Source organism: Candidatus Mycolicibacterium alkanivorans (assembly GCF_022760805.1).
Lineage (GTDB): Bacteria > Actinomycetota > Actinomycetes > Mycobacteriales > Mycobacteriaceae > Mycobacterium > Mycobacterium alkanivorans.
In genome coordinates, this window is the sequence record NZ_JAIVFL010000001.1 from 752,250 (window position 1) to 771,131 (window position 18,882).

The 18,882-nt window shown below is 66.1% G+C and carries 18 protein-coding genes and 1 pseudogene; 7 read left to right on the plus strand and 12 right to left on the minus strand.

Features of this window, described 5'->3' with window-relative positions; translation table 11 throughout:
- Positions 1-677: 677 nt before the first annotated feature.
- Positions 678-971 (minus strand): hypothetical protein, encoded by a 294-nt coding sequence (locus tag K9U37_RS03770; protein ID WP_243070581.1) that lies wholly within the window; start codon positions 969-971, stop codon positions 678-680.
- 162 nt (positions 972-1,133) lie between these two features.
- Between K9U37_RS03770 and K9U37_RS03775 the strand changes: the two genes are divergently transcribed.
- Positions 1,134-1,958, plus strand: a complete 825-nt coding sequence (locus K9U37_RS03775) for a class I SAM-dependent methyltransferase (protein ID WP_243070582.1) — start codon at positions 1,134-1,136, stop codon at positions 1,956-1,958.
- A 421-nt stretch (positions 1,959-2,379) separates the two neighbouring features.
- On the opposite strand, the gene K9U37_RS03780 is transcribed toward K9U37_RS03775, so the two are convergent.
- Entirely contained in the window at positions 2,380-4,182 is a 1,803-nt protein-coding gene (locus tag K9U37_RS03780; RefSeq protein ID WP_308197328.1) for an FAD-binding oxidoreductase, read from the minus strand.
- A gap of 444 nt (positions 4,183-4,626) precedes the next feature.
- Entirely contained in the window at positions 4,627-4,929 is a 303-nt protein-coding gene (locus K9U37_RS03785) for an ester cyclase (protein ID WP_243070584.1), read from the minus strand.
- A gap of 109 nt (positions 4,930-5,038) precedes the next feature.
- Between K9U37_RS03785 and K9U37_RS03790 the strand changes: the two genes are divergently transcribed.
- Positions 5,039-5,491, plus strand: a complete 453-nt coding sequence (locus K9U37_RS03790; RefSeq protein ID WP_243070585.1) for a TetR/AcrR family transcriptional regulator — start codon at positions 5,039-5,041, stop codon at positions 5,489-5,491.
- Between the two features lie 135 nt (positions 5,492-5,626).
- Here the strand turns inward: K9U37_RS03790 and K9U37_RS03795 are convergent, their stop codons facing one another.
- On the minus strand, positions 5,627-6,925 hold the full coding sequence (locus tag K9U37_RS03795; protein WP_243070586.1) for an IS256 family transposase: 1,299 nt from the start codon (positions 6,923-6,925) through the stop codon (positions 5,627-5,629).
- A 236-nt stretch (positions 6,926-7,161) separates the two neighbouring features.
- Positions 7,162-8,037: an RNA polymerase sigma factor SigJ gene (gene sigJ / locus K9U37_RS03800; RefSeq protein ID WP_243070587.1), complete on the minus strand. Its 876-nt coding sequence runs from the start codon at positions 8,035-8,037 to the stop codon at positions 7,162-7,164.
- Positions 8,038-8,108: 71 nt separating this feature from the next.
- Between sigJ and K9U37_RS03805 the strand changes: the two genes are divergently transcribed.
- Positions 8,109-9,008 carry an alpha/beta fold hydrolase gene (locus tag K9U37_RS03805; protein ID WP_243070588.1) on the plus strand — a complete coding sequence of 300 codons (900 nt, stop codon included), beginning with the start codon at positions 8,109-8,111 and terminating at the stop codon, positions 9,006-9,008.
- Positions 9,009-9,163: 155 nt separating this feature from the next.
- Here K9U37_RS03805 and K9U37_RS03810 read toward each other — a convergent pair whose 3' ends face one another.
- From K9U37_RS03810 to K9U37_RS03825, 4 genes are all read right to left on the minus strand, one after another.
- The gene (locus K9U37_RS03810) at positions 9,164-9,505 is read right to left on the minus strand and encodes an MDR/zinc-dependent alcohol dehydrogenase-like family protein (protein ID WP_243070589.1); all 342 of its coding nucleotides are present in this window, start codon (positions 9,503-9,505) and stop codon (positions 9,164-9,166) included.
- Between the two features lie 151 nt (positions 9,506-9,656).
- Positions 9,657-10,169: a flavodoxin domain-containing protein gene (locus tag K9U37_RS03815; RefSeq protein ID WP_308197329.1), complete on the minus strand. Its 513-nt coding sequence runs from the start codon at positions 10,167-10,169 to the stop codon at positions 9,657-9,659.
- Positions 10,170-10,727 (minus strand): hypothetical protein, encoded by a 558-nt coding sequence (locus tag K9U37_RS03820; protein WP_243070590.1) that lies wholly within the window; start codon positions 10,725-10,727, stop codon positions 10,170-10,172.
- Between the two features lie 240 nt (positions 10,728-10,967).
- Positions 10,968-12,299, minus strand: a complete 1,332-nt coding sequence (locus K9U37_RS03825) for a phosphoribosyltransferase (RefSeq protein ID WP_243070591.1) — start codon at positions 12,297-12,299, stop codon at positions 10,968-10,970.
- Between the two features lie 485 nt (positions 12,300-12,784).
- Here K9U37_RS03825 and K9U37_RS20310 point away from each other — a divergent pair, with 485 nt between their 5' ends.
- On the plus strand, positions 12,785-12,874 hold the full coding sequence (locus K9U37_RS20310; RefSeq protein WP_243073208.1) for a DUF4193 family protein: 90 nt from the start codon (positions 12,785-12,787) through the stop codon (positions 12,872-12,874).
- Between the two features lie 91 nt (positions 12,875-12,965).
- Complete coding sequence (locus K9U37_RS03835; RefSeq protein WP_243070592.1) at positions 12,966-13,397, plus strand: DUF2267 domain-containing protein; 432 nt, start codon at positions 12,966-12,968, stop codon at positions 13,395-13,397.
- Between the two features lie 187 nt (positions 13,398-13,584).
- Here K9U37_RS03835 and K9U37_RS03840 read toward each other — a convergent pair whose 3' ends face one another.
- Positions 13,585-14,472 carry a universal stress protein gene (locus K9U37_RS03840; RefSeq protein ID WP_243070593.1) on the minus strand — a complete coding sequence of 296 codons (888 nt, stop codon included), beginning with the start codon at positions 14,470-14,472 and terminating at the stop codon, positions 13,585-13,587.
- A 155-nt stretch (positions 14,473-14,627) separates the two neighbouring features.
- Between K9U37_RS03840 and K9U37_RS03845 the strand changes: the two genes are divergently transcribed.
- Positions 14,628-15,965: an alpha/beta family hydrolase gene (locus K9U37_RS03845; protein WP_243070594.1), complete on the plus strand. Its 1,338-nt coding sequence runs from the start codon at positions 14,628-14,630 to the stop codon at positions 15,963-15,965.
- Between the two features lie 225 nt (positions 15,966-16,190).
- Here K9U37_RS03845 and K9U37_RS03850 read toward each other — a convergent pair.
- Positions 16,191-16,550, minus strand: a pseudogene (locus K9U37_RS03850) (CapA family protein); the annotation flags it as partial.
- On the opposite strand from K9U37_RS03850, the gene K9U37_RS03855 reads away from it, so the two are divergent.
- Positions 16,531-16,710 (plus strand): hypothetical protein, encoded by a 180-nt coding sequence (locus K9U37_RS03855; protein ID WP_243070595.1) that lies wholly within the window; start codon positions 16,531-16,533, stop codon positions 16,708-16,710. The pseudogene K9U37_RS03850 and the gene K9U37_RS03855 sit on opposite strands and share 20 nt — an antisense overlap.
- Positions 16,711-17,123: 413 nt before the next feature.
- Here K9U37_RS03855 and K9U37_RS03860 read toward each other — a convergent pair whose 3' ends face one another.
- The gene (locus K9U37_RS03860; RefSeq protein ID WP_243070596.1) at positions 17,124-18,290 is read right to left on the minus strand and encodes a CapA family protein; all 1,167 of its coding nucleotides are present in this window, start codon (positions 18,288-18,290) and stop codon (positions 17,124-17,126) included.
- Positions 18,291-18,882 lie beyond the last annotated feature (592 nt).

Consider the following 18,882-nt stretch of genomic DNA (forward strand, 5'->3'; position numbering starts at 1 on the left):
ATCGATGAGGTCTGAGCAACTCCATCGTCCTCGGACCGCCCGTGCCTGCTCACCAGCCTCGACGGCGTGTCACCGAATAACCATCAGCCCAGGTCACGGACCCGTAAATCAACAACGCCGGAGCCCTGACTCGTGGCTGGAGGCTACCGCGCACCGCTGCAACGTCACCTGGGCCGACCTGCGCGGGGCGCTCGGTTCGGCGCTGCCGGCCAGCGGCTACCCCGATCAGTGGGACGAGCACTTCCCGAGGACCCGCGAGTGCGCCAATGCGCGCACCGATGTGCACGGCGAGCCCGGCCACGTCGGCGCCGCGCCGTTCGCACTCACCCGTCAATCCGGCGCGAATGTCGATCCCGAGTTGCGCCGTCTCGGCGGCGATTTTGGTTGCGCAACGCACTGCGCGTGCCGGCCTGTCAAAGCCGCTCGACGAGTACAGTCGTCGGCCCAGCCCGGGCCAGGCCAGGCCAGGCCAGACAACATGGGGACAGGAATCGGCCGAACAACTTTGTCGATTCAGTCGACCATGTCGTCATTCCGCAACGGCGGGTCGAGTGGAATGAGGAGCGTTTGGGCCGGTGCCATTGTGGTGGTGGCGGGTGGAGCCGCCGGCAGCGCGCTGCCGGTGTCGGCGACTGCCCTGGCCGCGCCCACGACCCGAGGCTGGTGAGGGCCGCGCCTTACGACCAGAATCTTCCAGGTAGCGGGGGCCGCAGCGACTCAGTCGCCGCCCCGGTCGTCGTCGTCCCAGTCGTCGTCGAGCGCGACGAAGCCGTGGGGAATGTGCAGCGGCCCTGGACGTAATCATCGAGATCGTCCAGCGCGTCGTCGAACGGCCAGTCGACGGGTACCGGCGCCGCGACCGTGGGCCGGAACCTGGGGCCGGCGCTGTTGGCGAGCGCGGTGCCGGCGACCACGAGGCCGAGCCCGGTGAGAGCGGCACCGATGGCAAGAACCTTCGCGAAACGTTGCATGGATTTCCTCCTAGTTGTTTGGGGATGTCTTCGGTGACAACAGCAGCGTCTCGCGTCCAAATGAGTACCCCCGAAGTCGGTGATGAGCGGATTCTCGTGCGGCGGCTGGTGTCACCGACGACAATGTTTGGACTGTGAGGTATGGACTGTGAGGTATGGACTGTGAGCGCAACCGATCCCGAGATCGAATCGCTGAAACCCGCACTCAAGGCCATGTGGACGACCGGCGATTTTGGCCGGATCGCCAAGCACAGCGAGCCGGGCGCCGAAGAGTTCATCGCCCGACTTGCGCTGCAGCCAGGTGTTCGAGTGCTCGATGTGGCCTGTGGAACCGGTAACCTGTCGATACCGGCGGCGCGGGCGGGCGCGCTTGTCACCGGTGTCGACATCGCGACAAACTTGCTCGAGCAGGCGCGGTCGCGGGTCGAATCGGAAGGCCTGACAATTCAGTTCGAAGAAGGCGACGCCGAGAATCTGCCCTACCGCGATGCGGCTTTCGACGTGGTGGTGACGATGTTCGGGGCAATGTTCGCGCCGCGGCCCGAACGGGTCGCGGCCGAACTCGTGCGGGTGTGCCGGCCGGGTGGGCGGATCGCGATGGCGAACTGGACGCCGCAGGGATTCGTCGGCGAGATGTTCAAGGCCTCCGCCAAACACGCACCGCCGCCCACCGTGGTCCCACCACCCGTGCTATGGGGCGACGAGCAGACCGTGCGTCACCGATTTCGTGATGGAATCGCCGACCTGCGCTTGACGCGGCGGATCAACCAGTTGAAGTATCCTTTTCCGCCCGGCGACGTCGTCGAGTTCTACCGCACCTATTACGGTCCGACGCAGCGTGCGTTCGAGCGGCTCGACACCGACGGGCAGGCCGCGCTGCGCAGCGACCTCGCGCAGCTGTGGTCACAGCACAACCGCGCGACCGACAACACGACCGAGGTCCACGCGGAGTACCTCGAGGTCGTCGCTACCCGCGCCGGCGGTTAGCTGCGCCGGCGGTTAGCTGTCGAGACGAGTAGCCCATCGGCAGCAGCACGCTCGTCGGCTGGCAGAATGGTGTTCGACGCCCTTCGGCCCGCTTTCGCGGCCGATGCCGGCGTTCTGGCCCGGCAGTGTTGAGCCCGAGGAAATCCAGCACTTCGTGATGCAAACGCACGGGACCGGCTTCCAGTCGCGGGCCGTGTGGCGATGGTGGCCGTTGATGGTTCTGCCGGACCGAGGTCCTAGGAAATGCAGCGGCTCGTGAGACAAACGGCGGTGCCTTCGCGGTAGCTAGCGCTTCATCGCTTCCACCAAGTGGTGGGCACCCGCGCTGAATACCCTCCCGGTCGGCCGCAAGTCAGCTTTGGTGAGCAGCGTGCCGAGTTCCTCGACTGAACGCTGCCGGCCGGGGGGTGTGCCGCAGTGATCAGTCTTGGTGGGGTATCGCTCTTAGGGTCGCGCGTTCCACTCGGCCGAAGGCTCCACGGCAACCGGCAATGAGTCGCTTGGCGTCGAGTCCCGCGACGTCCTTCATCGCCGCGCTACCGAATTTCGCGCGGTATCCTCCGCGCAGCGTGGCTTCAACGCCCAGGAGAGCTCTTCGCGCTGGCTGGCGATGTCCGGCGCCCTCGATGGCGTCGGCTACCACACCGTCGCTCTCCATCGCAGGGCAAGAGAGTCCCGCGGCCCTGGCCGCGGCGGCGGCGACACGACAGAAGGCAGCTCCGCCGGCGGTGAGGCTCATGTTCTCGGCGTCGACGTCGACCGTCGTGTCGCGGGGAGTATCAGCCGCTGGTGTCGGAACACCCCTTGGCCCGCCGGCAAGTGCCATCCTGACCGCTTCGCCGAAGTCTGTGAGGTCTGGCTCCTCGCCGGTGGGTGGCGGCAACATCACACCTGGGTTTAGGAGCCCGTCTGGGTCGAAGGCCCGTTTGATCGCGCGGAACGCAGCCAGTTCGACTGGGCCGAAGGCGCGGCGCATGTGCTCCCGCTTCGCGGTGCCGATGCCGTGCTCGCCCGTCAGCGTGCCACCGAGGTCAAGCGCCGCGTCGGCAATTTCTTCTGCGACTGCGTCGACCGTGGCCAGCTGGCCAGGTTCGTAGAGAACGACCGGGTGCAAGTTGCCGTCGCCGGCGTGCCCCAGTATTGGGACGTCAAGTCCATAGCTAGCGGCAATCTGCCGGCTGCGCGCCATCATCTCGGGGACCCGCTGGCGCGGCACCGTTGCGTCGCAGACGTAGTAGGCCTTGCCGGTCGCTCGCAGGGCAAACGCCGCAGCGAGGCGGCCGGCCCACAGCGCGGCGCGTTGCTGCTCGTCAGCAGCAGTGCGCAGCGCGGGATCCCAACGCCGCAAGATCTTCTCGAGTGCAGGCGTCTCGCGAGCCAAGTCGTCGGGCTCGCCGTCGAGCTCGACGATCAGGATCGCCTCCTTGTCTGTCGGATAGCCAGATGGAAGGTGCGCCTCCATGACCTCTACGAACCTCTTGTCGGCGAATTCCAGCGCCGCCGGCAAGATCCCCGCGGCAATAATCTCGGAGACGGTCACTGCAGCGTCCTCGACGCGGTCGAATGACGCCAGCGCCGTCCAACGTGCCGCCGGGATCGGCATCAAGTTGAGCACGGCACGCGTCACCACCCCGAGGATCCCCTCGGACCCGATCGTCACCCCCAGCAGGTCGACGTCGTCATGCTCGCTGAAGGTGACCAGGCGGCCGTCGGCGAGCGCGACGTCGAGCCCGAGCACGTGGTGAAACGTGACACCGTGCTTGATGCACCCAGGACCACCGGCGTTCTCCGCTATGTTGCCGCCGATCGTCGAGATCGGAGTGGACGCCGGATCCGGCGCATAGACCAGACCTGCTGGCGCGGCTGCGGCCTTGAGGTCCGCGTTGATGACGCCCGGCTCGACGACCGCACGCCGCCCCGCGGCGTCGATCTCCACGATCCGATTCATGCTCGCGAGATCGAGAACCAGTGAATCGTCGCCGGGTGCGATCGCCGCGGAAAGATTCGTCGCGGCGCCCCGCGGGACGATAGCAACGCCGTGCTCGGATGCATAGCGAAGCAGTGCCACGACCTGATCGGTCGATGTCGGTCGAGCTACCGCTGCGGGGGTGCCGCGGCGTGTGATGAAATCCGTCCCGGCCAAGACACGAGCCGCCTCGTCAGTCAGAACTACATCTGATCCGATCAGGCGGCGCAGATCAGATCCGAGCGCATCCGTTGGCACGGTCGTAAGTTATCGCGTCGTCCACGAGCCCGTCTGTGTTATGGGCACGCAGCGGCCGCGGCGACCGCCGAACAGCACTGCAGCATTGGCATTACGCGGCCTGCGGCGGGGATCAGCGCCGTGCTGCTGGACGGGGCATCTTGGGAAATGAGGCCATCCGTGAGACAAACTGCGTCGCGAGCATCGTGAGACACCTCGGAACATCCCAGGTCTGCGACCGCTGGAATGTCATCGGCCGTGCGAACCTACAATTGTGTTGTAGGTTCTCACGCCGCTCTTCAAAATCTCACGGATGACTTCCAACGGACTTCGAATTTGTAATGGTGGTGAGACGAGCCGACGTGCCGCGCCACAGTCGGACTGATGAGTGGTGCGTGCTGCCTCAGCGGGCGGCATTCATCGCCCTCAGCATGGCGAGGTCGTCACGGCGACCCCAATGCTCACTCAGCAAGGGGCCGCGGAAGGCAAAAAGTGCGCCTGCGCTGAGGAAAACTCCTCCTTTCCCGTCGGGGGATCGCCCTGGAATTCACCCGAGTGGGTGGCGTACCAGGTCAGGTTGATCGCGGCGATATCGCCCTCGCCAAGGATGTGGTGAACCGTGAAGCGCTGCGGGCTAAACGCTTCGGCGGTCCCACGCAACAGGGTGCCAAAACCATCTCGGCCCTGGGCGGTCGCCACCGAGGCGTGATTGTGGAAGTCGACCGCGACATGCGTGAGGAGGCTGTCGATATCCCTTGGGGCAGCCATTGCTCGTAGAGGTTGCGCACGACATGTCTCTCTGACCATAGGATGTTGGCACTACAAAAGTAGCTTTAAGGAGGTGGAGTGCCGATCGACCGCGTCGAGACGCGCCGCGGTGGCCGCAGCGCAGACGTCCGGGCTCGCTGCGGCATTGCGCGAAGGGCTCGAATCCGGTGATCCCTGTGCGCTGAGCGTCGATCGGATCTCGCAGCAGTCCGGCGTGCACAAGACCACCATCTATCGGCGCTGGATGTCGAGCGAAGGCGCGCTCGCCGACCTCCTTAGTGAGATCACCGCCGCCGGCACGCCCTTGCCAGACAGTGGCGACCTCGAGAAGGATCTGCGCACAGTTGCACAGCGACTCCCCTCGCCAACCCGGCGACCGAGGCGCTCGTCCGCCAAGTCGCCGCAGGCACCGAACCCAGTGCTCAAAGACGCTGCCGGACGGTTCTGGTCATCGCTGGTCCATCACACCGCCGAGAACGTACGCCGCGCCCAGCAACGGGGAACCGTAGACCCTACGGTTACGGCAGACTCCGTCGTCGAGACACTGACCGGCCCGTTGTAAGCGGCCACTCGACGGTCCTGCACTCGGCCGGGGTGGCGCATGCCGCGGCGCGGTCATGCCGGCCGTAGTGTCGCGCAGCCGTTCGTGGGAGGTTGTCCCGAGTTCCGTGGAACTTCGGTGGCGGTCCGGTGAGCATCAGGCTGCGCTCACTTGGTCATTGTGCACGACGGGTCCGACAGATTCGGCGCACTCACGCTCGAGGGCTGCTCGCAGTGTCGGTAGGTGCTGATGACCGTTGACGCGGCGGAACTGCTTGCCGGCCTCGACCATCCCGGCGGCGCACCAGCGCAGCGCCATCTGCCCGTCGCGCCAGCGCTTGACATTGCTCGCGTGTTCACGGCAGACCGAGATCATCGACTCGATGCAGTTCGTCGAGCGCAACGTCCGCGCCAGCGTCGGCGGTACACCCAGGCGCAGGACCGTGAGGGTCTCATCTAGGCCCTCACGCAGACTCGCTGCCGCCCCGGGGTGGGTGCGGTCGAGTTCCTTGGCCAGGGCCAGCAGCGCGGCCTCGGCCTCCAACGCCGATCCGGCGTGGTAGGCGTCGGTCATCTTCCGGCCGACACTGGACCGAAGTCGTTGCGGCAGATGGTCTTTCACGTTCCGAATCTTATGCAGTTGGCAGCGTTGGATGACCGGGTGATCGAGCACGTCGACCACGGCCTTGCGCAGGGCCTTGGACCCGTCCAGGCCGACCAGCATCGGGCGGGTCACGTCCAGGCCCCGCTCCCGCAGGTCCACCAGCAGCTCGGTGACCAAGGTCGCGTTCTCCGTGGAGCCCTCCACCAGCGCCAGCGGATGCTTGGTGCCCTCGATGTCAATGCCCAACGCCACGACACAGCAGGACTCGGCGAAGTGCACCCCGTCGATCATCAACGCCACCAGATCCAGCCCGGACAGATCCCGCGACAGCAGCTCGGCCAGCGCGGTTTCAGTCATCGCCACGAACTTGCGAGAAACCGCCGATTTGCTTGTGGCCGAAGACGTTTCGGTGACCCGCTCGCCCACCGGCTCCAGCCCGACCGGGTACCGCCGCGTCGAGAGCCCGGCCAGCATCTTCTCCATCGCCATCTTGCCCAGGATCTCCGTCGAGCTAAACAGCTCATAGGACGCGACCGGCAACTCCCCGGACCCGTCCGCGGCGCGCACCCGTGGGCGGGTCACCGGCACCCGGCGCCCGCCCAGGGTCACCGACCCGCGCTCGCGACCGTGCCGCACCGCGGTCCGCGTCATGTCGTGCTTGCCCTTCGGCCCGGCCAGCTCGGCCACGTCGGCCTCCATCAACGCGGCCATCACCTGCAGGCCGGCGCCCACGGCCAACGCCAGCAGACCCTCCTGCATGTTCCCGGCGATCTCGCCCATCGCCACGCTGACCTGCTCCGGCATCGCCGACACGATCGCGTCCGCGGACTGAATCTGGCTACTCTTCTTCATGGTGGTCCCCTTGCTGTTGGTGTTCTTGGCGGAACGCCCGACACCTACCACACGGCAGGTTTCGAGCGGGGGACCGCCACCTCAAGTTCTACGAGACCCGGGACAACCTCGTTCGTGGGCATCTCGGTACTTCTCGGTGGGACGTAGCCACCAACGTGCGGCGTTCGTGTGGAGTTCTATGCTGAGGTCACTGAGGCGCTGAGTCAGGTAGTGGGACGTCTGGACCTCATGCCCGCTCAGCGGTTGAGATGAGCAAGCTTTTCCGGATTGCCGATCGTGCGGATGGCGCGGACGAGGTGGCCGTCGGTTTCCAGGTCGATGACCGCCATCACCTGACCGCGCAGTGACACGACGACGCCGGGCTGGCCGTTGACGTCGGCGACGCGGAAGTCCGCACCCGCCCCAAAGAGCGAATTGGCCAGCACGATCGACACGAGTCCGGCGCCGACCCGGGCGCTTTGCGGTGCACCCGCGATGCGGCCGCCGGAGTCGAACTCGCCGACGACATCGGGGGCCAGCACCGCGGCGAGGTCGGCGATATCGCCGCCGGCGCAGGCCGCCGCGAACCGTTCGGCCACCGACTGGGCCTGTGCGGCCGTGACGTCGAAGCGCGGCTCGGGATCGTCGCGGATTGCCGCGCGGGCACGGCTGGCAAGCTTGCGTGTTGCCGCCGGCGAGCGCCCGACTATCTCGGCGATCGCCTCGAAAGTCAGCCCGAACACGTCGTGCAGTACGAAGGCGACCCGCTCGGCGGGACTCAGAGTGTGCAGCACGGCCAGCAACGCGATCCTGACGGTGTCGTCGAGGGTGACCTGGTCGGCAGGGTCGGGTGCGGAGGCGAACTGCTCGATCAGCGGCTCGGGCAACCAGGGACCTACGTATCTGCGGCGGGTCGCGCTCGCCCGAAGCATGTCGAGGCAGACCCGTCCGGCGACGGTGACCAGCCAACCCTCGACGTCCTCGATTCCTTCGACGCCGGCACGCGTCAGCCGCACGAACGTCTCCTGCATCGCGTCTTCGGCGTCGGTCAGCGTACCCAGCATGCGGTAGCTGACATCCAGGACGCGTTTGCGGTGCTCGTGCCAGAGGGCTTCCACGGTCGAATCGGTCATGTCATCCAGGACGGGCCGGGACCGGAAAGTGTGACCGTCACATCGCGGCCGCGCCGAACGTCCTTGAGAGCATGAACATTCACATCAACGATCCTCGCAACGCAGCCCTCCACACCCCGGCACGTCCGGACTGGCTTCCCGAAACCGTCTGGCCATTTCCCCTGCACGAACTCGACGTGGACGGCCGGCGCTTGGTGTACACCGACACCGGCGGCGGCGGCCCTGTCGTGTTGATGGTGCACGTGGGATTGTGGTCGCTGCTCTGGAAGGGACTTATCACAGAGCTGGCGCCTCGGTTCCGTTGCATCACGCTCGACGTGCCCGGTTCCGGTCTGTCCGACACCGCACCGGCCACGCTGGCCGCAGCGTCGGACGCGATCGGACGCTTCACCGATCATCTCGATCTCCACGACGTGTGCCTGGTGGTGCATGATACCGGCGGCTGGGCGACCATGGCCGCGGTCGGCGCTAAGCAGTCACGCGCCGACCGCGTGTCACGGGTGGTCGCCGTCAACACTTTCGGCTGGCGACCGCGCGGCGTGTTGCGGCTGGCCCTGTTGTTCATGGGCTCGGCCGCGATACGTGAGTTCACGGTGCGGACAGGGTTCCTGGCCTGGGCCAGCGCCACCCGGTTCGGAGTCGGCCGACACTTCGACCGGGCCACCAAGCGAGCCTGGCGACGCTGTCTGCGCCCGCACGCCAGACGTCGGTTCCTGCATCACATGTTCACCGACGCCGCCAAAGACCGCGCCACATCGCAGGCCGCGGAACGCGGAATCACGGCGCTGGCCGAACGGCCCACGATGACGGTCTTCGGGCAGTTCGGCGACTACTTCTCCTTCCGCCGCGGCTGGCGTCGCATTCGCCCAACCATGACCGACCTGACCGTGCCGTGGGGCCTCCACTTCCCACAATCGGACAATCCAGCCTTAGTCGCCGAGGCCATTTCCGAATGGCATCGGGGCGCCTGATCCCCGAGCTCGCACAGGCCACCCTGGAGTTCGCAACGGCGGTCTGAAGCGTGTGGAGGCCACCGCTTTCAGGAACGCGGCCGCGGCCTGATCAGTTGGCCCTTCTTGATGAATTGCCTTGCAGGACAGCCATGACCCAGAAGCGGAGGCGGTCATCATTGGTCGATCTCGACCACGATCTTGTGGCCGTTTGGTCGGCGCTGGCCGATCCACGCCTCCTGCACCGATGCGAGGCCGTGGGTCTTGAGTGGGAGATCGAACTGGCCGTTGGCGGCGAACTTGGCGATGATTTCGTACGTGTGCGCTACCTGCTCGATGGCTGACGTCGTCCCAGTGAAGCCGGTGATTGAGAGGTGGTTACCGCGCAGCCGGCTCGCAGTGATGTCACTCGTTGCGCCGGCAGCCGATCCCACGCTCAGGTAATGCCCTGATGGCGCAAGGCACGCGAGCAGTGTGTGGGGGTATGGGCCCCAAAGTGGATCGACGACAACGTCCATAGGTCTCCCGAGCACGCGTAGTTGTGACGCGAGGTCTTCCGAAATGATGTGCGTTCGGTGCGGGCGCCACCACTAGATGTCCTCGCTCAATCCCTCGGACGTGCTTGAGCCGTGTCACCAGCAGCGAGGGCGCTTAGCTAAGCGCTCGCCGTCAAGACTGGGCGCGTCCGGGCTTGAGCGATTGAAGCTGGTTCACCACGGTTTCGACCCAGCGCTGGACGTGGGCCTGGTTGCGCCAATCGCCGGCTTTGGTCTTGGCCATCGCGCTTGCGGGAAAGCCCTTCGCGTCCGGTGCCAGGCGGCCGCCGAACGTGACGTGACCGCGCGCACCCACCGCGTCGACCAACTTCAGCACCTGTTTGGTTGGCGGAATGTCTTGGCGCTCAGCCGAATCGTCCAGGGGACCGCTGCTGACCAGCCACACTGGCAGGCCGCGAAGCGCCTCGGCGTTGCGCCGGACGAATCGCCGAGCGTCACGGTGCCACCGGTTGGCGTACAGCGCCCCGACGACGATCACCGCGTCCACCCTAACGAAATCAGCTACACCGTCGGCGGGACACACGAAAGCGTCGCATCCGGTCTCCGTGAGGGCGTCGCCGATCATGTCTGCCAGCCCAGCCGTGCCGCCCCGCTTGGAACCGAATACGACGAGAACACCCATCATCTACCCCTGTTGCCGGGCCGCGCTTTCCGCATTGCCTTTGATCTTGTTCACGGTTGCCCGCATGATGTGGGTGACGAATGGCCGGATCAGCCACCAGTAGTGAAGGAACTGCCGCCGGGACTCGGGATCGGTTGTGACGGTGCGGCATTGGTAGCTCAGCAGCGTAGAGTGCTCCCCGTATCGCATGACGGAGAAATTGGCCGCGATCTTGCCCCAACCGGGCTCGGCGAAGGCACTGAAATCCTCCGGCATGACTTCTCGCCATTCAATGACCGGCAGCCAGAACTTTCCTACGGCGCCGAATGCGATCTCGCGATCCGGTAAAATTCCCAGCTCCAGCCAGCCTTGCAACCGCAGACCTTCGCCGACCACAAGACGGGGCAGCGGCGGTGCGGCCTTACCCGACATCCGGGCGGGCAGACCACGAATCCACATCGAAGCCGTCAACAACGGTGTTCGAACGGTGAGCAGGTCCAGGGACCGTGCAGCGCGGAATGTGGTCGACGGGTCGGCGGCGACCACCACGTGCTGCGCGATCATGGCGTCGAACGTCGGCATGGCCGATTCGATGAGCAGGAAATCGGTACCAGCTGTTGTCATGGTGCGATCGTGTGCTCGGCACCCCGCACAGACCTAGGGCACCTGGTCCTTAGCGACAGTGACCTCCGCCCCTTTCCGTTGGCTTTGAGCGCGGCGCGCAGGTGTTTTCGCGCAGGGCCCACGCCTCGATCCGCGAGACGGCTGTGTGCGCAACGCTACGATGTCCTGATGCAGTGTCCGCCATGGGGTTTGGCGCATCTAGTGGTGTGCGATAGCGGGGCTCAGCTGGTTGATGAACCAATCGCGGGCCAGCACCGCGGCCTGCTCGAGCGTGCCCGGCTCCTCGAAAAGGTGTGTGGCGCCGGGAACCACAGCGAGATCGCACTCACCGGGCATTGCGGCCTGGGCTCGTCGATTCAATTCCAGCACCACGTCATCACGACCGCCGACGATCAGCAGTGTCGGTGCACCGACCCTGGCCAGCGAGTCGCCCGCGAGATCGGGCCGCCCCCCGCGGGAAACGACCGCAACCACGTCGACCCGGGGATCGGCCGCCGCGGCCAGCGCCGCGCCCGCCCCGGTGCTCGCCCCGAAGTAGCCGACGGGCAGCGCCGCGGTGTCGGGTTGGCCGGCCAGCCAGCCGGTGACATCGACGAGTCGCCCAGCCAGCAGGTCGATGTCAAAGACGTTGGCGCGGTTACGTTCCTCGGTAGGGGTGAGCAGGTCGAACAGCAGCGTGGCCAGCCCGGCCTGGTTGAGGACCTCGGCCACGTAACGGTTGCGGGGGCTGTGGCGGCTGCTGCCGCTGCCGTGCGCGAACACCACTATCCCGACCGGGTTCTGCGGGATCGTCAGATGCCCAGCCAACGAGACCGATCCGGCGGTTACCTGGATTTCCTCGTCGCGCAGCGGTGGGTCGGCGGCGGCGTCGATCGCGGCAGCTTCTGCGAAGTCGTGCTGGGCGCGATCGAGCAGCGCGATCACCTCGTCGTCGGTGGTCTGGGTGAAGTTGCGGTAACCCTGCCCGACCGCGAAAAAGTACGCCGGCGTCGCCAAGCACACCACCTCGTCGGCGTAACCGGCGAACCTCGCGACGATGTCGTCAGGGCCGATCGGAACCGCCAGCACCACACGGCTCGCCCCGTGCGCGCGGGCGACTTGGCATGCCGCCTTGGCGGTCGCTCCGGTCGCGATGCCGTCGTCGACGATCACGGCGACCCGCCCGGTCAATGGGATCCGGTCACGCCCGCGGCGGAAGCGTTCCGCGCGGCGTTGCAGTTCGATGCGCTGCTTGCGTTCGACGGCGTCCATGTCGTCACCGTCGAGGTGTGCCTCGCGCACGACGTCATCGTTGAGCACCCGCACGCCGTCCTCGCCGATGGCGCCGAAGGCCAGTTCGGGCTGAAACGGCACGCCGAGTTTGCGCACCACGAGTACGTCGAGGGCGGCCTGCAGCGCCCTGGCAACCTCGAAGGCCACGGGCACGCCGCCACGGGGCAGGCCGAGGACGACAACGTCCTGGCCGCACAGATAGTCCAGACGCTGGGCCAACTGGCGTCCGGCGTCTCCGCGATCGTCAAACATCGTCATCCTCCGAGTATGTCGCGATGTGATGACCCGCGGATATGGAACTAAGTCCCGTGGCCGACTGACTAGGGTCCCTCGGAGCCGGAGGCGACGGGCTTGTCCGCGTTACGTCGTGTCGGGGTTAAGGGCCGTTCGGCCATCGTCGTTCGGGACCAATGCCTCCAGCCTCGGTGATCGCCAGGAGTGACCGCCCCTCGCCACGGCGCCTGGGACTTCGGACCCTATTTGTGGACCGATGTGTCGTGGTCTGATCGGAAGCCATGCCATGAGATTTAGGGAGTGGGGGAGATAATGAGTATGCTGCACGCCCGGCGACGGCCTCGGTCGTTGCCCTCCGATACGACGGCTTCGCGGCCGATGAGCAGGGAATACGACGACAACCAACTGCGCAATGAGCAGACGCTGGAGGACATTCTGCCCGGCCAAGATGGTCGGGCTGGGTCGAAATCGACGATGCCCAAGGATCCGCCGGGGCAGAACCGTTTGAGCTGGCCGGCGCCGATCTCGTCGGCGAAGACATCACCGTGGCGGTCATCCCGAAAAAAGCCGAGGAATTTACCTGCTCGAACGGCTTCTGATACAGCACATCAGCCGACTGGCAAGCGCGACGGGCAGTCAGCTGATTTGCACCGACTGCGCGCAGTACAACACCGATTGTGGGAGGCAGCCATGTCCGAAAACACGAGGGTGTCAGCCCTTGACCACGCGCTGCAGGCAGCACATATCTGGGTCAACGAGGTGGCCAAGGAGTTCGACACCGACGATCGGGAATTCGCCTACGGGGTGTTGCGGGCATGGCTGCACACCCTGCGCGATCGGCTCACCGTGGAAGCGAGTGCCCAGTTTGCGGCGCAGTTGCCCGACCTGATCAGGGGTGTCTTCTATGCGGGCTGGAATCCCAACGCGGTCCCCGACAAGTACGACGCCGAGGTGTACGCGCTGCGGTTCGCCAAAGAGGCATGCATCGCGGTCAACGATGTCGGCAAGGCGGCCGCAGCGACCACAGCCGCGGTGTCGCGCCACCTCCCGGCCGCCCAGGTGCACAAGGCCCTCGATCACCTCCCGGTAGACATCCGCAGCCTCTTACAGCCCCAGGCGTGAACTGCTCGCCACGTGGAGCGAGACGGCGCGCTGTTCGGTGATGTGCGTGTCGTGGAGCGTGAAGTCCGTTGCGAACACGCGGGTTTCACCTCCGCTGAAGTGTCACCGCTTCACTTCAGCCCACCTGCCGCCGGTCAGTAGGCTCCAGCCGACGCCGAGCGGAAACCCTGTCGTGCCAGACGATGCGTTAGTGCTGGCGAGCGACGATCACAGGGATGCGCGCGGTGTGGACCACGAGGGTGCTGACCGAGCCGAGCAGCATTCCGGTGAATCCGCCGCGGCCGTGGCTGCCGACCACGACAAGTTGGGCCGACTCGGATTCGTCGAGAAGATGGCGGGCTGGGTGGTCGTAATAGGTCAGGCGCCGCACAGCCACGTCAGGGTAGCGCTCGCCGAAGCCGGCGACGCCTTCGGCGAGCGTCTTCTCGGCCGCCGATCGTATGCCCGCGGGATCCATGCTGGGCACCGCCGCCATATCGGCGTCGCTCCAGGCGTGCAGGGCCACCAATTCAACACCGCGCCAAGAGGCTTCATCGAAGGCGATCGCGGTGGCCAACTCTGATGCCGGCGACCCGTCGATGCCAACCAACACCGGCAGCTGCGCCCGTTGTGGTGATGACGGAACTTCGTCGTGGATCACCGCGACGGGGCAATGGGCGTGGTGGATCACGCCGGTGCTGACCGAGCCGAGCAGGGCCCGCTCCAAAGCGCCCTGCCCGCGGCAGCCCACTACCATCATCTGAGCTTCCTTGGACAGGTCGACCAGGGTTGGCACGGCCGGCCCGGAAAGCAGCTCATTGTTGATCTGCACGCGGCCGCTGGCCGGGATGCTGTCCTCGGCGATCTTGATCGCCTTGGCGATGATGCGTCGGGCGTCTTCTTCCTGGCGCTCATAGAACTCGGCAGGGATCGCGGTGGCGGACCAGACGAGGCCTTGAGTGGAGACGACGTGGACGATGGTCAGCGCGACGTTGCGCATCGCCGCTTCGTGTGCGGCCCATCGGATGGCGTTCGTGGCGAACGGGGAGCCGTCAGCACCGACGACGACTCCCCGATGTGTGATGTGACTAGTCATTTCGCCGTCCGTTCTCCTCGGAATATCGGGTGCAGCCGCCGGCTATTCGGCCGACGCTAGCCGTCCGGCAGTACGCGCTCAGGAGGCATTGGTCCCCGCCGGGAGTGGCCATAGGACCCTTCGATGTGCCAGCACATCGCGACACACTCGACGACATGCAGTTGTTGTTCCATGATCGTGCGGATGCCGGACGTCGTTTGGCCCAGCGTTTGGAGTCGTTCCGCGGCCAGGATGTGATCGTATTGGGCGTTCCGCGGGGCGGGGTGCCGGTGGCGTTCGAGGTCGCCAAGGCACTGCGGGCCCCGCTCGACGTGCTGGTGGTGCGCAAGCTCGGCGTGCCGTTTCAGCCCGAGTTAGCCTTCGGCGCCATCGCCGAGGGCGGGGTGCGGGTGATCAACGACCCCATAGTGGAGCAGACCGCGCTGAGCGCTGAAGAGATTGGTTACGTAGAAAGCGCCCAACAGAGCGAGCTGCGGCGGCAGATTGACCTGTATCGCCGCGGCCGCGACCGGATCCCGCTGGCCGGGCGAGTGGTGCTGATCATCGACGACGGGTTCGCTAGCGGGGCCACCGCCAAGGCTGCGTGCCGGGCGGCTCGCGAGCAGGGCGTCGCGCGGATTGTGCTCGCCGCGCCTGTGGGCTCGGCAGATGTCGTTGCCATGCTGAGCTCAGACGCCGACGAGGTGGTGTGCCTGGAAACGCCCACCTTCTACGGGTATGTCACTGTCGGGCAGGGCTACCGCAGGTTCCGCAGAACCTCTGACGATGAGGTGGTCGCGCTGCTCGACCGCGCCCACACGGGTTACCGGCAATTAGTGGTGAGCGCGTTGGACGATCCGCCGGTGCGCGATGAAGAAGTCCGGGTACCAACGGGTCTGGTCGAGGTGGCTGGGCATCTCACGGTCGCCGAAAACCCGCGCGGCATCGTGGTGTTCGCACACGGCAGTGGAAGCAGCCGCCACAGTCCCCGCAACCGCTATGTCGCCGAGGTGCTCAACCAGGCCGGACTGGCCACCCTGCTGTTCGATCTGCTGACCCCGGCCGAGGAACATAACCGCGCCAACGTCTTCGACATCGAGCTGCTGGCCGCACGGCTGGTCGACGTCACCGGCTGGCTGGCCACCCAGTCCGATACCGCGTCACTGCCGATCGGCTACTTCGGCGCCAGCACAGGCGCCGCCGCGGCGCTGGTCGCGGCCACCGATCCCCGAGTGACGGTGGCAGCGGTCGTCTCCCGCGGAGGCCGGCCCGACCTCGCGGGCGGACACCTGCGCGACGTCGTCACACCGACGCTGCTGATCGTCGGCGGCCGCGACGAACTGGTACTCGACCTGAATCAACGGGCCCAGGCCGCCATACCCGGGCCGTGCGAGCTCACCGTAGTCCCCGGCGCCACCCACCTCTTCGAGGAACCCGGCACGCTCGAACAGGTCGCGGAGCTGGCCCGCAACTGGTTCATCGAGCACCTGAGTCGAACACCCGCCGACATGTAAACCGCTGAAAGCCATGCGCGGGCAACAAATCCGCGCATGTGAGCCGTCGCTAACGGCCGATCATTGTCCAGCTCCCCCCGGTGTGGGATGTTGCAGGGTGCAGCGAAATGATGGAAGGCCCTGCAAGAACGGGACATCGGCACGGCGAGGATCGCGATTGATCACGACGCGCGGACGGTGAGGTTGGCGTCGCTGTCGAGCTCGCCGCGCGTCTCGAAGCGCCGGCTGCAGGGTGGAGCGCAGCCATTCGGCATCCTGATGCGAGGCGTGCTCAAGCCGCATTCTGCGGGCCCACAGCGGCGTCATATGCAGTGTGGCCAGCGCGCCGCTGCCGGGCTCAATCGTGGCAAAGTAGAGCAGCCGCAGTTCATTTCGGTAGGCCTCGAAGCCCTTGATGCCTTCGTAATCGTTGACGGCGTCCCCGCAGCCGTACCGGATGAGCTCGCCGCGGTACACCTCAATCGGTCGTGGGTGATGCGATGAGTGCCCGTGCACGAGGTCGACTCCGGCGTCGATCAGTCGGCGCGCGAAGCGAACGTGGCTGGACGGCACGTCGTAACCCCAATTGGAGCAGCGCCACATCGATGAGGCCATTCCGGAGGCAGTCCAACCGCTGCGCACGAAGCTCGTCGACGCCGCGATCGAACTGGCCGACAAGCTCGTCGCCGCGCAGTACCAGTTCAACCGCAACCTGATCCGCAGTGCCGACCGGGCGCTGAGCAAGTCCGACGGCGAACAGAAGTAAACGCCAGCCGGTCGGGCTTCACGCGCAAGACAACCGGCCACGCCGTACATCGATCAGGTGCGGCGCGGCCGGCCATACGTCATACCGGGATGGGCCATTGGCGCTCTTGGGGTTTCGGGCGAGAATCAGGTTCGACATGCTCGTTGCACTGGATTTGCGAGAGCGCCAAGCGGTTGCGCCACGCCGCCGCGGCGAAGGGGAACAGAGGGAGCCCGATGCAGCCAAGATCATCCAGGTCCTGCCACCACGCCGGACAGACGTGTTGTGTCACGACAGTTGGCCAGGACGCGGCATCAATGCGGCAAGTGTGCGCAGCCAACAGCTCAGCACCGGCAACTGTACGTGTCATTACTCTGTGGCCGCTCGCGGTCACTATCAGGATTCACATGCCGCCGGTGCGGCGCCGATCGTCGTCAGCCGCCGGCACTAGCCGGAGTCATCGGAGTATTCGTGTCGCTGCGCGTCGACACGACCTCCAGTAGACCATCGGAGCGAGAAGTGACATGTGTGCCGAACCGGCGGCTGGTGTGCTCCATGGTGGTGCGCAGCCATTCGGCGTCGGCCTGCGTGGCGCGCTCGAGTCGCATCCGCCGCACGCGCAGCGGAATCAACTGCAGCGAAACGAGTTTCCCAGTGGCGGGATCGGTGCACGCCATATAGAGGAGCCGAAGTTCTGGGCGGAACGGCTCGTGCCCACCGATGCCCTCGTAGTCGTCGACGACGTCACCGCACCCGTACAGGATGGGTTTGCCGCGGTATATCTCGATCGGGCGGGGGTGGTGCGAGGAGTGTCCGTGAACGATGTCGACGCCGGCGTCGATCAGCCGGTGTGCGAACGCGATTTCACTTGGTGCTATGGCGTACCCCCAGTTGGATCCCCAATGCACCGAGGCGATGGTGACGTCGCCGTCGCGGGTGCGCGCCCGCAGCTGTGCCACCACGTCGTCGGCGGCGTCTCGCTGTGAGGGATCCCGGATCAGCCACACCCCGGGGCGCTGCCAGCTCGCGGCCCAGGATTCGGGTACGCCGGCCGATGTCATCGCCACCGAGCCGATCAGCACCCGGTGCCCATCGTGAACGGTCACCACTGCCGGGCGGCGCGCGGTGGGCAGATCGGCCCCCGCTCCGGTGCCCTGGATTCCAGCCCGGTCTAGAGCCGCGACGGTGTCGGTCAGCCCCTGGTAGCCGAAGTCGAGAATGTGGTTGTTGGCCAGCGCGCACACGTCGGGCCGCAACGCCGTCAGCGCGGGCAGGTTATCCGGGTGCATCCGGTAGCACACCGGCTTGCGGTCGGCGAAGTGGCCGTCATCGGTGATCGTTGTCTCCAGATTGATCAAACGAACATCGGGCGCTGCGTCGTCGAGGACCGCCAGCACCTCGCCCCACGGCCAGGTCCAATCGACCGGCCGCGGTATCGGCCCGTTGGTGTGCTCGGCCAGCCGCACGTACCCCCGCGCATCACGCATATGCGGCTCGTGTAGTACCGGTTCGCCGGGATGGGGCAGGATCTGATCGACGCCACGGCCGAGCATGACATCCCCGCTCAGCAGCACGGTCACTACATCGGAATTGCCGACCACGCCGGACCCCCGCCACTCACCGTCAATCGCCGCGCTACAAATAGATCTACCCGAAGGCGGCATGCGCGTTTTGCCACGCTGAGGTCAAGATCAAGCCTATTGGCCTTACTCGACCACGCCGCTGTTCGGGACAGACCACCGAGTTTCCCTGGCACCGAAACCATCGCACCCTAGCCAACCATGTGGCGAGGGGTCGAAAGTCCTTGAGACCGCGCCCAAAGGTCACATTTCCCGCCGACTCAGTTGCCGACCGGGTTTGTCCGCACAAGATCAGGTGACGCGTTCCCAGCGGGATCCTGTCACCTTTCCGGTCGCGATGGCGTCGCCTGAGTCGAACAGCGCAAAGACGGTGTCGGACAACGCATGAGTGTTCGTGGGCGACGATCACGGTCCCGCCGCTAGCGGCCTTGAGACGAACATGAGGGTCAGTCGGACGCTGCAAGTGGTCGCCTCACTTGCGGTCATCGGGAGGCCTTGGTCGTGATGGAAAATGGGCCATATGGCCCTTCGGCGCGCCGACACAGCGCGACACAATCAGGCGATGACGCAGTCCGACGATCGCGAGGATGCCGAGCCTCAACTGGCCCACCGG

What these genes read in the sequence shown, in the direction of transcription:
- K9U37_RS03770 (WP_243070581.1), bottom strand. Translation starts at nt 971, where the DNA reads ATGCAACGTTTCGCGAAGGTTCTTGCCATCGGTGCCGCTCTCACCGGG.
- K9U37_RS03785 (WP_243070584.1), bottom strand. Translation starts at nt 4,929, where the DNA reads ATGGCTGCCCCAAGGGATATCGACAGCCTCCTCACGCATGTCGCGGTC.
- K9U37_RS03795 (WP_243070586.1), bottom strand. Translation starts at nt 6,925, where the DNA reads ATGAAGAAGAGTAGCCAGATTCAGTCCGCGGACGCGATCGTGTCGGCG.
- sigJ (WP_243070587.1), bottom strand. Translation starts at nt 8,037, where the DNA reads ATGACCGATTCGACCGTGGAAGCCCTCTGGCACGAGCACCGCAAACGC.
- K9U37_RS03805 (WP_243070588.1), top strand. Translation starts at nt 8,109, where the DNA reads ATGAACATTCACATCAACGATCCTCGCAACGCAGCCCTCCACACCCCG.
- K9U37_RS03810 (WP_243070589.1), bottom strand. Translation starts at nt 9,505, where the DNA reads ATGGACGTTGTCGTCGATCCACTTTGGGGCCCATACCCCCACACACTG.
- K9U37_RS03815 (WP_308197329.1), bottom strand. Translation starts at nt 10,169, where the DNA reads ATGATGGGTGTTCTCGTCGTATTCGGTTCCAAGCGGGGCGGCACGGCT.
- K9U37_RS03820 (WP_243070590.1), bottom strand. Translation starts at nt 10,727, where the DNA reads ATGCCGACGTTCGACGCCATGATCGCGCAGCACGTGGTGGTCGCCGCC.
- K9U37_RS03825 (WP_243070591.1), bottom strand. Translation starts at nt 12,299, where the DNA reads ATGACGATGTTTGACGATCGCGGAGACGCCGGACGCCAGTTGGCCCAG.
- K9U37_RS03835 (WP_243070592.1), top strand. Translation starts at nt 12,966, where the DNA reads ATGTCCGAAAACACGAGGGTGTCAGCCCTTGACCACGCGCTGCAGGCA.
- K9U37_RS03840 (WP_243070593.1), bottom strand. Translation starts at nt 14,472, where the DNA reads ATGACTAGTCACATCACACATCGGGGAGTCGTCGTCGGTGCTGACGGC.
- K9U37_RS03845 (WP_243070594.1), top strand. Translation starts at nt 14,628, where the DNA reads ATGCAGTTGTTGTTCCATGATCGTGCGGATGCCGGACGTCGTTTGGCC.